12 protein-coding genes are annotated in these 13,507 nt (G+C 65.7%); 7 read left to right on the forward strand and 5 right to left on the reverse strand.

What is annotated here, in order from left to right:
• Positions 1-45: 45 nt before the first annotated feature.
• On the reverse strand, positions 46-1,755 hold the full coding sequence (locus tag ACSQ89_RS29240; protein WP_436294180.1) for an alpha/beta fold hydrolase: 1,710 nt from the start codon (positions 1,753-1,755) through the stop codon (positions 46-48).
• 118 nt (positions 1,756-1,873) lie between these two features.
• Here ACSQ89_RS29240 and ACSQ89_RS29245 point away from each other — a divergent pair, with 118 nt between their 5' ends.
• Together ACSQ89_RS29245 and ACSQ89_RS29250 are read left to right on the forward strand one after the other, a co-directional pair.
• Entirely contained in the window at positions 1,874-2,629 is a 756-nt protein-coding gene (locus ACSQ89_RS29245) for a sterol desaturase family protein (RefSeq protein WP_436296601.1), read from the forward strand.
• 3 nt (positions 2,630-2,632) lie between these two features.
• The gene (locus ACSQ89_RS29250; RefSeq protein ID WP_436294178.1) at positions 2,633-3,457 is read left to right on the forward strand and encodes a YihY family inner membrane protein; all 825 of its coding nucleotides are present in this window, start codon (positions 2,633-2,635) and stop codon (positions 3,455-3,457) included.
• 13 nt (positions 3,458-3,470) lie between these two features.
• Here ACSQ89_RS29250 and ACSQ89_RS29255 read toward each other — a convergent pair whose 3' ends face one another.
• Genes ACSQ89_RS29255 through ACSQ89_RS29265 form a run of 3 tightly spaced genes read right to left on the reverse strand, consistent with a single transcriptional unit; the run spans position 3,471 to position 7,077 of the window.
• Complete coding sequence (locus ACSQ89_RS29255) at positions 3,471-5,285, reverse strand: IlvD/Edd family dehydratase (RefSeq protein WP_436294177.1); 1,815 nt, start codon at positions 5,283-5,285, stop codon at positions 3,471-3,473.
• Complete coding sequence (gene denD, locus ACSQ89_RS29260) at positions 5,285-6,301, reverse strand: D-erythronate dehydrogenase (protein ID WP_436294176.1); 1,017 nt, start codon at positions 6,299-6,301, stop codon at positions 5,285-5,287. The genes ACSQ89_RS29255 and denD overlap by 1 nt, the downstream gene beginning before the upstream one ends.
• On the reverse strand, positions 6,298-7,077 hold the full coding sequence (locus tag ACSQ89_RS29265) for a FadR/GntR family transcriptional regulator (protein ID WP_436294175.1): 780 nt from the start codon (positions 7,075-7,077) through the stop codon (positions 6,298-6,300). The genes denD and ACSQ89_RS29265 overlap by 4 nt, the downstream gene beginning before the upstream one ends.
• A gap of 151 nt (positions 7,078-7,228) precedes the next feature.
• On the opposite strand from ACSQ89_RS29265, the gene ACSQ89_RS29270 reads away from it, so the two are divergent.
• From ACSQ89_RS29270 to ACSQ89_RS29285, 4 genes are all read left to right on the forward strand, one after another.
• On the forward strand, positions 7,229-8,302 hold the full coding sequence (locus ACSQ89_RS29270) for an ABC transporter ATP-binding protein (RefSeq protein ID WP_093107245.1): 1,074 nt from the start codon (positions 7,229-7,231) through the stop codon (positions 8,300-8,302).
• 45 nt (positions 8,303-8,347) lie between these two features.
• Positions 8,348-9,676, forward strand: a complete 1,329-nt coding sequence (locus ACSQ89_RS29275) for an ABC transporter substrate-binding protein (RefSeq protein ID WP_093107243.1) — start codon at positions 8,348-8,350, stop codon at positions 9,674-9,676.
• Positions 9,677-9,755: 79 nt separating this feature from the next.
• Entirely contained in the window at positions 9,756-10,610 is an 855-nt protein-coding gene (locus ACSQ89_RS29280; RefSeq protein WP_093107241.1) for a carbohydrate ABC transporter permease, read from the forward strand.
• On the forward strand, positions 10,607-11,485 hold the full coding sequence (locus ACSQ89_RS29285) for a carbohydrate ABC transporter permease (protein ID WP_093107239.1): 879 nt from the start codon (positions 10,607-10,609) through the stop codon (positions 11,483-11,485). Before ACSQ89_RS29280 ends, ACSQ89_RS29285 begins: the two co-directional genes overlap by 4 nt.
• Positions 11,486-11,515: 30 nt before the next feature.
• On the opposite strand, the gene ACSQ89_RS29290 is transcribed toward ACSQ89_RS29285, so the two are convergent.
• Positions 11,516-12,649 carry a lipocalin family protein gene (locus ACSQ89_RS29290; RefSeq protein ID WP_436294174.1) on the reverse strand — a complete coding sequence of 378 codons (1,134 nt, stop codon included), beginning with the start codon at positions 12,647-12,649 and terminating at the stop codon, positions 11,516-11,518.
• A gap of 148 nt (positions 12,650-12,797) precedes the next feature.
• Between ACSQ89_RS29290 and ACSQ89_RS29295 the strand changes: the two genes are divergently transcribed.
• Positions 12,798-13,499 carry a DUF899 family protein gene (locus ACSQ89_RS29295; protein ID WP_093107235.1) on the forward strand — a complete coding sequence of 234 codons (702 nt, stop codon included), beginning with the start codon at positions 12,798-12,800 and terminating at the stop codon, positions 13,497-13,499.
• The last annotated feature ends 8 nt before the right edge of the window (positions 13,500-13,507 follow it).

The raw sequence follows: 13,507 nt of genomic DNA on the forward strand, positions 1-13,507 counted from the left end.
ACTATCTCAACTCGGCATACAGCCTGCTAGCTGAGGAGGACACTTTTAGATATGTCGCAGCGGCATAGCTGGCGCGACTGCGTCGGAATGTGCGTCGGCGAAGGCGAGGATGGCAGCCAGCAACGGACCGGTTTCCCCGCGCCACCACCAGTGGTCGTCTCCAGCGAGCTCGATCCATTGAGCACCCGGGATGCGGCTCGCGAGGTCGGCGCCGGCCCCAACGCGAATCGCGCGATCTCCCGCTCGATGCAGAACGAGTGCGGGCACGCGGACCTGCTCTGCCTGTTTTCGAACATCCACGTCACGCAAGGCCTTCAGGGTGGCGGCGAGCGCGCTCGGCGAGGTGGAGTGACGTATCATCCGCGCCCACCACGCGCGCAGCGCAGGGTCTTGTCGGGCACCGGGCGCAAAGGTCTCGATGCCCGCTGGACCTCCCCACTCGGCCACGAGCCTGTCCAGCCAGACGTCGAATGCCGTGGCCGGCATCGCGTGAATGTAGTCGGACGACGACGAGCCCTTGGCCATTGCACCGAACAGGATCAACCCGAGCGCTCGCGTCGGGTGCTCTACTGCCAGATCGATGACGGCTGGCCCGCCCTCCGAAGAACCGAACAGCCAGGCGCGTTCGATGCCCGCGTCGTCAAGAATCAGGCGAATATCGGTGGCTGTCGCATGTGCAGACGAGTTGACATCGAGCCGCTCGGACAGCCCGACGCCGCGGCGGTCGAAAACCACGACCCGGAAGCGCCTGTTGAGGCACTGCATGAAATCGCGAATGCCGGCGTCCTCCCATCCGATCTCGATGTTGGACAGGAAGCCCGGCGCGATCACGATGACATCGCCCGTGTCGCCGAGCACCGCGTACGCCAGCGCACCTGCGGTCGAGCGGACGTATCTCACGCTCGGGGCCGGGCTGTCGTTCCTTGGGCCCTTCCCCTTGAAGCCTCGCATCAGCTCCAGGTAGGCAGACTCGGTCGGTGCGCTCGGCTTGATGCCGTATTCCGAACGAAGCGCGTCAGCGCAGCGCATGAAGGCCGCTTCGACGTCAGACACGTTGCCCGACTGTGCATGAAGATTCATCAGCAGCACATGGCTCGGCTCGCAGCAAGGGTCCATGCGCACAAGATGGTCGCCCAGGGCAACTGCCGCCTCGTTGTCGCCGGCGGCGGAATAGCGACGCGCGAGCGCGGACATGAAGCGCCGATGGATCTGATCGTGCTCGATCTGAACACCCAGCAGCCAATCGTCCAGCGCCTCCGCACCGCACGACATACCGCCGAAGATCGGCTGCGAGGCGCGATCGGACCAGGCGCGCAACGTTGCTAGCGGCAACGTGCCGCACGACTCCGGCAAGGCCACTTTTCTGGCCACATTGGCGAAAGCAAGGAAATCGACTTCCAGGCGGCCGACCTGCAGGCCCACGGAGGCGGAACGGACTTCGAAGAGCCCGCCGCCCGCTGTCTTGTCGATGGAGTAAAGCAGCCTCCGCAGCCGGGTGCGGGCTTGTGCTTCCGGCGCATCCGGCCAAAGGAGTCCCGCGAGCACCGATCGGGAAACCGGCTGGTTCGCATGCGCAAGGTAGGCAACAAGCGCAAACGCTCGCTTGAGCGCAAGTCCGGTGTCCACGCCGTTTCGCAGCAGAGCGGGAACGCCGAAGACCCGGAGTTCAAGCTGATGAGAGGCCGCCGGTTCCAGCATCTCGCGGTTATAGCCCGACCGCTGCGCCACCAGCAAGGGACGTTCAAGGGACGGCATGGCCCTAACTTGGCGTCCTTCCATTCACGGCGGCGGCTCGATGCCGTGCTTGCTCTACCCGACGCCTCACATCACAGGTCCATGTATGTCACTCCTTGAAATCCTCGCACTTGCCGTGTTGCCCGCCTTCCTCTTGCTCGACCTGGGACTGCGCGGTCAGAACCCGAGGGCGGCGCCTGGATGGCGCGTCCGCGCGCTTCTCGTCACATCCACCAACGTCGCACTTTCCCTGGCAATCGGTGCGGCTTGGGCCCGGATGTTCGGAGGGCGCAGCGTCTTCGACGGTCACGTCATGGGCATGACCGCCGGGGCGCTTGTCGGTGTGCTCACCTATGAACTGGCCCACTATGCGTACCACCGGGCTGCACACCGCTTCGACGTGCTGTGGCGAATGGGGCACCAGATGCACCACAGCGCCGAGACGCTCGATGCTTGGGGGGCCTACTACCTGCACCCGTTGGATGCCGCGGCGTTCACCTCCTTGTCCAGCCTGGTGCTCTATCCGTTGCTCGGCCTGAGCCCGGAGGCCGGCGCACTCGCTGCCGCGATGTTGACGTTTGCCAGCGTTTTTCAGCACGCCGACGTGCGCACGCCGCGCTGGCTCGGCTATATCGTGCAGCGGCCCGAAAGCCATGCTGTGCACCACGCGCGCGGCGTGCATGCGCACAACTATGCCGACCTTCCTCTGTGGGACATCGTCTTCGGCACTTTCTCCAATCCAGCCGCGCAGGAGCAGCCGACGCAGGGCTTCTACGACGGTGCCTCGCGGCGCGTGCGGGACATGCTCCTGTTTCAGGACGTCTCGCGGCCACGTGCCATCTCCTCCGGCACCTCCTCCAGGCGAGAATCTCGGCCGACTCCCAAACCTCGATGACGCATGCTCAGCCTGACCCGACTCACGATCCGCCGCGCCAGGAAAGAGCGCCTGGCCCAGGTCGCCGGCAGCCTGACCTTCACGACAGTCCTGTCCATCGCGCCGTTTCTCGCGGTGAGCCTCGCGCTGTTCACGCGGTTCCCGATGTTCAAGCGCTTCGAGGATGCGCTCGAAGAGCACTTGTTGAAGAGCCTGCTTCCGGCAGACATCTCACGCACGGTGCTGAAGTACCTCCATCAGTTCGCCGCCAATGCGAGTGGCCTCACCTTGGTCGGCTCATTGTTCCTGCTGGTGGCGGCGATTGCGCTAATGCTCACCGTAGAAAACGCCTTCAACCAGATCTGGAACGTGAAAAGAAATCGTCCGTTCTACAAGCGAGTGGGCCTGTATTTGTTGATGCTGGCCGTGGGGCCACCGGCCCTGGGGGTGAGTCTGTGGGCGACGTCGCATGTGCTGGGTGCGTCGATGGGTTTGATCGGAACCCTGCCACCCTCGGCCAGGTTCGTACTGAACCTGGGCCCGGTGGCGCTCTGCATGGTGGTCGTGACGAGCCTGTTCTACTTCGTCCCGAACACCAAGGTTCGGCGGCGTGATGCGATCGCGGGTGGCTTGATCGCCGGCATCGCTCTCGAGTTGGGTAAGCGCGGCTTCGCGACCTACCTTCTCAAGATTCCCACCTACAAGGCCGTCTACGGAGCCTTCGCGGTCTTTCCCGTCTTCTTGCTATGGGTGTATTTTTCGTGGCTCGTGACACTGACCGCGGCACTCATTGCCGCCAACTTGGCGCACGGAGCGCCGCGACAGGCAAGCAAGGCTTCGCGTGCCTAGACGCTGACAGGCGCTAGTGGTTGTCGCGCGGAATGCCGAAGGTCGCGTGGATCTTCTGGTACTTGACCGCGGGCTTCAGCACCATGCCTTCGGAGAGCTCGTCGACGACGGCGCGCTGGATCTCCTGCCACGGCGTCTGGCTCGGCGGATACGGATAGCCGCCGGCGGCTTCGAGCTTCGCGCGGCGCTTGGCAAGCTCTTCATCCGAGACCAGCATGTTCGCGGTGCGCTTCTTGAGATCGATGCGGACGCGGTCGCCGGTCTTGAGCAGTGCGAGCCCACCGCCCGTCGCGGCCTCCGGCGAGGCATTGAGGATCGACGGCGAACCCGAGGTGCCCGACTGCCGGCCGTCGCCGATGCAGGGCAGCGCGGTGATGCCTTTCTTGAGCAGGTAGTCGGGCGCGCGCATGTTGACCACCTCGGCCGCGCCGGGATAGCCGACCGGCCCCACGCCGCGCATGCAGAGGATGCTGTTCGCATCGAGCTTCATCTTCGGGTCATCGATGCGGTGGTGGTAGTCCTCCGGCCCGTCGAAGACGATCGCCGTGCCTTCGAAGGCCATCGGGTCCTTCGGGTTTTCGAGGTAGCGCGCATGGAACTCCGGCGTGATCACGCTGGTCTTCATGATCGCGGAGTCGAACAGGTTGCCCTTGAGGTTGAGGAAGCCGGCGTTCTTCTTCATCGGCTTGGCGTACGGAAAGATCACCTTGCGGTCGCTCGTGAATTTGCCTTCGCAGTTCTCGACCAGCGTCTTGCCGTTGGCAGTGAGGGCGGGCTGGATCTTGCCCTGGGCGATCAGCTCGGCGACCACCGCGGGCACGCCGCCGGCGCGGTAGTACTCCTCGCCGAGGTACTCGCCGGCCGGCTGCAGGTTCACGATCAGCGGAATCTTGTAGCCATGCTTTTCCCAGTCGGCCGTCGTCAGCTCGACGCCGATGTGGCGCGCGATGGCGTTCAGGTGGACCGGCGCATTGGTCGAGCCGCCGAGCGCAGAGTTGACGACGATCGCGTTCTCGAAGGCGGCACGCGTGAGGATGTCCGAAGGCTTCAGGTCCTCGCGCACCATCTCGACGATGCGCCTGCCCGTCATGTACGCCATCTCCTGGCGGTCGCGATAGGGCGCCGGGATCGCAGCGCCGCCCGGCAGCGTCATGCCCAGCACCTCGGCCAGCGAGTTCATGGTCGACGCCGTGCCCATGGTGTTGCAGTGGCCGGTCGACGGCGCCGAGGAGGCCACGAGCTTCAGGAACTCCTGGTAGCCGATCTTGCCCGCGGCCATCAGCTCGCGCGCCTTCCAGACGATGGTGCCCGAGCCGGTGCGCTCGCCCTCGTACCAGCCGTTGAGCATCGGCCCCGAATTGAGCGCGATGGCGGGGATGTCCACCGTGGCGGCGGCCATGATCTGCGCCGGCGTGGTCTTGTCGCAGCCGGTGGTCAGCACCACGCCGTCGAGCGGGTAGCCGTAGAGCACCTCGACCAGCGACAGGTACTGCAGGTTGCGGTCGAGCGCCGCCGTCGGGCGCTTGCAGGTTTCCTGGATCGGATGGATCGGGAACTCGAAGGCGATGCCGCCGGCATCGCGGATGCCTTCGCGCACGCGCTCGGCCAGCACCAGGTGGTGGCGGTTGCAGGGCGCGATGTCCGAACCGGTCTGCGCGATGCCGATGATCGGCCGCCCCGACTGCAGCTCGTCGAAGCCGAGGCCGAAGTTCATCGTGCGCTCGAGGTAGAGCGCCGTCATGTCGGCATTGGCCGGGTTGTCGAACCAGGCCTGGGAGCGCAGCTTGAGGGCCTGCTTCGGCTTCTTGTTGTTGTTCTTCGGTTTCATCAGGACATTCCCTTCAGGGTTTCGTTGGCGTTCGGAAGCGCGCGGCAATCGTCGATGTACTGCCGGATGATGTCCGCGAAGCTCTCGTGCGGCAGCAGGCCGAGCCGCGCGGCGCGCGCGGCCGTTGCGCCGCCGGGCCAGTTGGCCACGATGCCGGCGATGCGCTCGTCGCGCTCGAAGCGCACGCGCGCGCGCACGGCGGATCCGGCGACCTGCTCGAGCGCGTCGAGCATGTCGCTCACGCGCACGTTGAGGGCCGGCAGGTTGAGCGCGGTGCGGCCGCAGAAGGCCTCGCGGCTGGCTTCGTAGACGGCGATCAGGCCGTCCACCGTGCGTGTCGGCGAAGACATCGGGTGCGAGACCTCGGGCGAGACCGGGCAGATCGCTTCCACGCCGGCCAGCGGCTCGCGGATGATGCCGCTGAAGAAGGAGGACGCCGCGGCGTTGGGCCGGCCGGGGCGCACGGTCACGGTCATCAGCCGTGCGGCACGGCCGTCGATGTAGCCCTTGCGCGTGTAGTCGGCGATCAAGTGTTCGCAGATCAGCTTCTGCGTGCCGTAGGAAGTTTGCGGCGCGGGCAGCGTGTCGTCAGCGACCAGTTTCGGCAGCGGCACGGCCGCGTCGGGCCCGAAGACCGCGACCGAGCTCGAGAACACCACGCGCGTGACCTTGCCGCCGGCATTGACGTTGGCGCGCAGCGCATCGAGCAGCGCGCGCGTGCTGTCCAGGTTGGAACGCAGGCCGAGATCGAAGTCGAGCTCGCATTCGCCGGAGACGGCGGAGGCCAGGTGGAACACGCCGTCGAAGGCCTCGGTGCGCAATGCGTCGGTCTGCGCCAGCAGCGGACCGGTGCGCGCCTCGACGCGCGCATCCGCCAGCAGGTCGGCCGGCGGCGGCGCAATGTCGGTGAGGACCATGCGGTCGATGCGCTCGCCGGCGAGCGTGCCGCGCGCGAGCAGGGTGCGGGCGAGGCGCGCGCCGACGAAGCCGCCGCCTCCGGTGATCAGCAGTTTCATTTCTTCTCCTTCAATCTTCGTTTGCGGCTGGGAATGATGCCGCCCTCGACGAGCCGTTCTTCGCCGAGGATCAGGTGCCGGGTGGCGTGGTCGTGTGCTGCGACAGGATCGCGCGCTGCGATCGCGTCGACGATGGCGCGGTGTTCCAGCTGCACCGCCTCCATGAAGTCCTTGCGGCGCGCTTCGTTGCCGCGCGTGATGCGCATGCCTTCGCGCAGGTACTGCTCGAGAAAGCCGAGCAGGAGGCGGAACTGCGGGTTGCCCGTGGACTCGCCGATGATGCGGTGGAAGGCCAGGTCCTCGGCCACCCCGTCGCGCCCCTCGGCCACCGCGGCGTCGATGGCCTTGAGCGCGCGGCGCAGCGCCGCGATGTGGGCGCGGGTGGCGCGCTCGGCCGCCAGCGCCGCGATGGCGCCTTCGAGCACCCGCCGCACTTCGACCACGTGCACGACGGCCTGCACGGAGCCCAGCACGGCCGGGTCGAAGGCCAGCGGCTGGTTCTGCGGCGTGGGCGCCACGAAGACGCCCGAGCCCTGGCGCGACACCACCAGCGACCTGGACTTGAGCTGATGCAGCGCCTCGCGCACCACCGTTCGCGAGACGCCGTGCGTCGCCGCCAGCTGCTGCTCGGTGGGCAGGCGGTCGCCGGGCGCGAGCTCGCCCGATTCGATGAGGGCGCCGAGGCGCAGCGCCAGGCGGTCGGACAGCCGATCGGCTGCCGACCGCAGGGGTTCGGAGGGGGCGGGCGCCTGCGCGGGCGTGGCGGAATGGAGCACGGTGATCAGGTCATCATACAAATCATCGAGGGGTTAACACGTACCGGTTTGCCCTGATAGCGACCCGGCAACCCAGTGCCGATACTCCGCGTCTGCGATGCAGGGGTCCCGCGTCGCCTGCGAGCTTCGCGCAACTTCAGGATTCCAGTGCATGGCAAGTGTCACGATCCAGGCAGTCAAGAAGAGCTTCGGCAATGTCCCCATCCTGCATGGCGTGGACATCGACATCCAGGACGGTTCCTTCACCGTGCTGGTGGGGCCTTCGGGCTGCGGCAAGTCGACGCTGCTGCGCATGATCGCCGGGCTGGAGGAGATCAACGGCGGCGAGATCCGCATCGGCGAGCGGCGCGTCAACGACCTGCCGCCGAAGGAACGCGACATCGCGATGGTGTTCCAGAACTACGCGCTCTATCCGCACATGACGGTGCGCGACAACATGGCCTTCGCGCTGGCGCTCGCCAAGCTGGACAAGGCGACGATCGAATCGAAGGTCAAGCGCGCTGCCGAGATTCTCGGTCTCATTCCTCTGCTCGACCGCTTTCCGCGCCAGCTCTCGGGCGGGCAGCGCCAGCGCGTGGCGATGGGCCGCGCGATCGTGCGCGACCCGCAGGTGTTCCTGTTCGACGAGCCGCTGTCCAACCTCGACGCCAAGCTGCGCGTGGCGATGCGCGGCGAGATCAAGGAGCTGCACCAGCGTTTGAAGACAACCTCGATCTACGTCACGCACGACCAGATCGAGGCCATGACCATGGGCGACAAGATCGTGGTCATGCGCGACGGCCGCATCGAGCAGACCGGCAGCCCGCTCGACCTCTACGACAACCCCGCCAACCAGTTCGTCGCCGGCTTCATCGGCTCGCCGGCCATGAACTTCCTGCCGGGCACGCTCAGGCGCAGCGCCGGCACGGCGCGCGTGGAACTGCAGGACGGCACGCAGCTCGATGCGCCCGTGCACGCCGGCGGCGTCGACGGTCAGTCGGTGGTCTACGGCACCCGGCCCGAGCACCTGACGCTCGCCGACGGCAGCGGCATCCCCGCGCGCGTGGCGGTGATGGAACCGACCGGCATGGACACCTTCGTCTCGTGCCGCCACGAGGGCGCCGAACTCTCCGCGGTGTTCCGCGAGCGCCACGACTTCGCGCCCGGCACCACGATCCACCTGCAGCCCGATCTTCAGCGCGCGCATCTTTTCGACGCAGGCACCGGCGAACGGCTGGTGTCCTGAGGTTTCCATCGGCAGTCCGTTCACAACGCACAGGAGACAACACGAATGAATGAGTTCAACCGCCGCAAGTTTCTGGAAGGCTCGGCCGGCGTCGCCGCCGCGGCCACGCTCGGCACCGGCACCGCGCTCTTCTCCACCGCCGCGCATGCGCAGTCGATGACTTTCAAGCCCGAGAAGGGCGCCACGCTGCGCGTGCTGCGCTGGAGCCGTTTCGTGCAGGGCGACATCGATGCCTACATGGCCAACGTGAAGAAGTTCACCGAGGCCACGGGCGTCCAGGTGCGCGTCGACAACGAGACCTGGGAGGACGTGCGACCCAAAGCGGCGGTGGCGGCCAACACCGGCGCGGGGCCCGACATCATCCTGTCGACCAACGACGACGCGAACCTCTACCCGGAGAAACTGCTCGACGTCACCGACCTGTGCACCTACCTTGGCCGCAAGTACGGCGGCTGGTACCAGGGGTGCGAGGCCTACCTGCGGCCCGACGGAAAGAAGTGGATCGGCGTGCCGCTCGGCACCGCCGGCGCGATGCTGGTGTACCGCCAGAGCCACGTGAAGGCGGCCGGCTTCGACACCTTCCCGAAGGACACGAACAGCTTCCTCGAGCTGCTCAAGGCGATGAAGGCGAAAGGCACGCCCGCCGGCTTCGCGCTCGGCAACGCCACCGGCGACGGGCTGTGGACCAACTGGCTGATCTGGTCGCACGGTGGCAAGCTCGTCGACAAGAGCAACAAGGTCGTCATCGACAGCCCGGAGACCATCAAGGCGCTCGAGTACGCCAAGGAGATGTACGCCACCTTCGCGCCCGGCACGCTGTCGTGGCTGGACCCGAACAACAACAAGGCCTTCCTCGACGGCCAGATCAGCCTGACCAATAACGGCATCTCGATCTACTACGCGACGAAGAACTCCAAGGACGACAAGCTCAAGGAGATGGCGCAGGACATCAACCACGCGCCCTACCCGATCGGGCCGGCGGGCGTGCCGACCGAGTCGCACCTGTTCTTCAATCAGATGGTCATGAAGTACACGAAGTACCCGCAGGCGGCCAAGGAGTACCTGCGCTTCATGATGGAACAGGAGCAGTTCGACCCGTGGCTGCAGGCCGCAGGCGGCTACATCTCGCAGCCGCTCGCAGCCTACGAGAAGAGCGCCGTCTGGACCGTCGACCCGAAGCACACGCCGTACCGCGACTGCACGAAGAACATGCGGCCGACCGGGTATGCCGGCACGCTGGGTTATGCGTCGGCCGGCGCGGGAGCGGACTTCATCGTGACGAACATGGTGGCCGAGGCGGCCAGCGGCTCCAAGTCGCCGAAGGAAGCCGCCGAACGGGCGCAAAAGCGTGCCGAACGCTATTACAAGGTCTGAGCCTGCCACGGACGCGCCTGCGGCGCGTCCGTGGACGGCGCGGCTGACCGACAGCCGCAACTTCCTCGGCCTGCTCTTCATGCTGCCGGCGGCGGGGCTGCTGCTGCTGTTTCTCACCTATCCGCTCGGCCTGGGCATCTGGCTCGGCTTCACCGACACCAAGGTCGGCCGCGGAGGCCAGTGGATCGGGCTGGAGAACTACGAGTTTCTCTGGGACGACGCGGTCACGCGGCTGGCGCTCTTCAACACGCTGCTCTACACGGTGGTGGCCAGCGTGTTCAAGTTCGTGCTGGGGCTGTGGCTGGCCCTCCTGCTCAACAAGAACATCCGCTTCAAGACCTTCTTCCGCGCCGTCATCCTGCTGCCCTACATCGTGCCGACGGCCCTATCGGCCATCGCCTTCTGGTGGATCTACGACTCGCAGTTCTCGATCGTCAGCTGGGCGCTGATGAAGATGGGGCTGATCGACGCCTACATCGATTTCCTCGGCGATCCCTGGAATGCGCGCTGGTCCGTGATCGCGGCCAACGTGTGGCGCGGCATCCCCTTCGTCGCCATCACGCTGCTGGCGGGGCTGCAGACCATCTCGCCCTCGTACTACGAGGCCTCGGCCATCGACGGCGCCTCGCCCTGGCAGCAGTTCCGGCACGTCACGCTGCCGCTCTTGACGCCGATCATCGCGGTGGTGATGACCTTCTCGGTGCTCTTCACCTTCACCGACTTCCAGCTCATTTACGTGATCACGCGCGGAGGTCCGTTGAACGCGACGCACCTGATGGCCACGCTGTCCTTCCAGCGCGCGATCTCGGGCGGGGCGCTGGGCGAGGGTGCAGCCATTGCGATCGCGATGGTGCCGTTCTTGCTGGCCTGCGTTTTGTTCAGCTACTTCGGCTTGCAGCGCCGCAAGTGGCAGCAAGGGGGATCGGACAAATGAACGCGAAGGCCGCAACGACCGACATGGTCGGCATGAGCTATCTCGAATCGCTGCCGCGCAAGGTGGTGACCGTGTACCTGCCGCTCGTGGTCTTTTTGATCGTGCTGCTGTTCCCGTTCTACTGGATGGCGATCACCTCGGTGAAGCCCGATGCCGAGCTGCTGACGCGCGAGGGCAACCCGTTCTGGGTGGTGGCGCCGACGCTGGCGCATTTCCACAAGCTGCTGTTCGAGACCTCGTACCCGCAGTGGATCTGGAACACGCTGCTGGTGTCGGTGGTGTCGACCTTCTGCTCGCTCGCCTGCTCGGTGTTCGCGGCCTATGCGATCGAGCGGCTGCGCTTCAACGGCTCGCGGCAGGTGGGACTCGCGATCTTCCTCGCCTACCTGGTACCGCCGTCGATCCTGTTCATTCCGCTCGCGAACGTGGTGTTCGGCCTCGGTCTCTTCGACACGCGCCTGGCGCTGATCCTGACCTACCCGACCTTCCTCATCCCCTTCTGCACCTGGCTGCTGATGGGCTACTTCCGCTCCATCCCCTTCGAGCTGGAGGAGTGCGCGCTGATCGACGGCGCGAGCCGCTGGCAGATCCTGGTGAAGATCGTGCTGCCGCTCGCCGTGCCCGGCCTGATCTCGGCAGGCATCTTCGCCTTCACGCTCTCGTGGAACGAGTTCATCTACGCGCTCACCTTCGTCTCGTCGTCGGAGATCAAGACCGTGCCGGTGGGCGTGGTGACCGAGCTCGTGCAGGGCGACGTGTACCAGTGGGGGCCGCTGATGGCAGGCGCGCTGCTGGGGTCGCTGCCGGTGGCCTTCATCTACTCCTTCTTCGTCGAGTACTACGTGTCGGGGTTGACGGGGTCGGTGAAGGAGTGAGAGGCCTGCTCAACGCGTGGGCGCTTCAGGTCATCGAATCTTCAAGCGGTCGTATCCGCTCAGCTCCAGAAAACCCTCGCCCGTGGAACTTCCCGTCACCCGGACGGGCCCTTCCCAATAAATGTTCGCAGTCGTTTTCTGCGAATCGAATTCGCTGTCGGCAAAGAAGGGCTTGATGCTCAACTCGCCGGAGGGGAGCCTGATGCGCCAATCGACGGGGTAGCTGATCTTCGTGCTCGGACTCGTCCATCTGTTGACGGGCACCAGCTCGATCTCGTCCGGCTTCAATGGATGAGACCCGCGTGCATTCGAGACCGTGCCGGCTGTCATGACTTGCCGGCCAGCCGTGTCGAAAAGCGCATAGAGCATCACGTCGGAACCATCAGCCAGATGCAACGCAAACCAGTTCCATCCGAGGCTCAACACATCGAAATCGCCCCATTGATGGTCGAACCACACGTCGCCGCTGACCTGGACCGGCTTCCCTCCGATGGAGACTTCGCCTTGGGCGGAAATGCGGGGACGCGAATAGTAGTAACTGATCCCGCTCATGCCGAAATCAAGCAGACCCGGGGTTTCCGAACCTGCAGCTCGATGGGGGACAGGCTGGTGCGAATCGCTCAGATCGAGCGCAATCGAAGCACCTCCTTCAAGAGAGGCGTGCACTGCATGAGATGGACCCGCAGCAGCGACTTGCCAGCCGTCCTGCCTGAAGTCCAGGCCGTTTGCGGCGCTCTTCGCAGGAACGCCGCCGGTACGCGTTTGGCTGGAATAGCGCTGCCCGGTCTGGAGGTCGGTCAACGCCGCGTGCATGACCGTGTGCTTGACCAGCCCGTTGGCTACGAAGACAACAACGTGAAATGCATAGCGATGGCCTGTCTTCGCGTCGAGGATTCCGTTGTAGTACCACCATTCCATGCCGGACCCATGAGGCGCGTCGTCGGCCGGCAGGTTCAGGGGCGGAAGTGCGGCCGTTCGTTCAATCGGCTTCCTGCCCGAGTCGATCGATCCGGCAGACGCCGCGGAGGCCGGCAGCGGCTCGGACGTCCATGCATAGAGAAGGCATGCGCCGATGACCGCGAAGACGGCAACCAAAACGTAAGGTCTCAAGCCCTTGTTGCCGGAGCGTCTGCGGTATTTCCTGGCGTGGTCGTCGGCTTTCATCTGTCCTACCGGGGATGAGGGATAGGGCCGCAGCCTAGCACCGCTCTTCTTTGCAGCGGCGCAAGCAGCCTTGTCTACCGCTCGTCGAACGCGCACCATGCACTGTGGAGCGCCGCGCCTCGGCCGGCACCGAACACAGGAGCAAGACATGAAAGATCCGCTCACCCCCGCCGCAGAACTCGCGAAGAAGGCGAAGACGCCGTTCCCGGGCGCGACGGCCGAATACGACGCCGCGCGCCAAGCGCTGCTGGCGGAAGAGATCGAGTTTCGTCGCCACATGACTCGATTGGGCGAGCAGCGCCGCGCGCTGCCGCCTGGGCCGGTGATCGAGAAGGACTACCGCTTCAAGGACGAGCAGGCCTTCGAGGTCGGGCTCATCGATCTGTTCGGCGACAAGGACACGCTCGTCACCTACTTCTGGATGTACGGGCCGCAGCGTGAACGGCCGTGTCCGATGTGCACCAACTGGCTGGGCGCGGTGAACGGCAATGCCGCCGACATCAAGCAGCGGGTTGCGCTCAAGATCCTGGGGCGCTCGTCCGTGGAGCGGCAATACGCCTTCGCGCAGGAGCGCGGCTGGCGTGACCTGAATTTCGTGCAGACCATCGGCGACGACTACGCCAACGACCTCGGCATCCTGATGCCCGACGGGAGCGAGTACCCGGCGCTGAACGTGTTCAGGCGCGACGGCAGCAAGGTCCGGCTGTTCTGGGCGAGTGAGATGACCAGCGAGATGGCCGACCCCGGCCAGGACCCGCGCGACGCGCCCGACATCGCCTCGCTCTGGTCCATGCTGGACTTGACTCCGGACGGACGCGGGACCGACTGGTATCCGAAGCTCAAGTACTGAGGGGCGAA

Source organism: Variovorax sp. LjRoot175, from assembly GCF_964253805.1.
In the GTDB taxonomy this organism is placed as follows: Bacteria; Pseudomonadota; Gammaproteobacteria; order Burkholderiales; family Burkholderiaceae_C; genus Variovorax.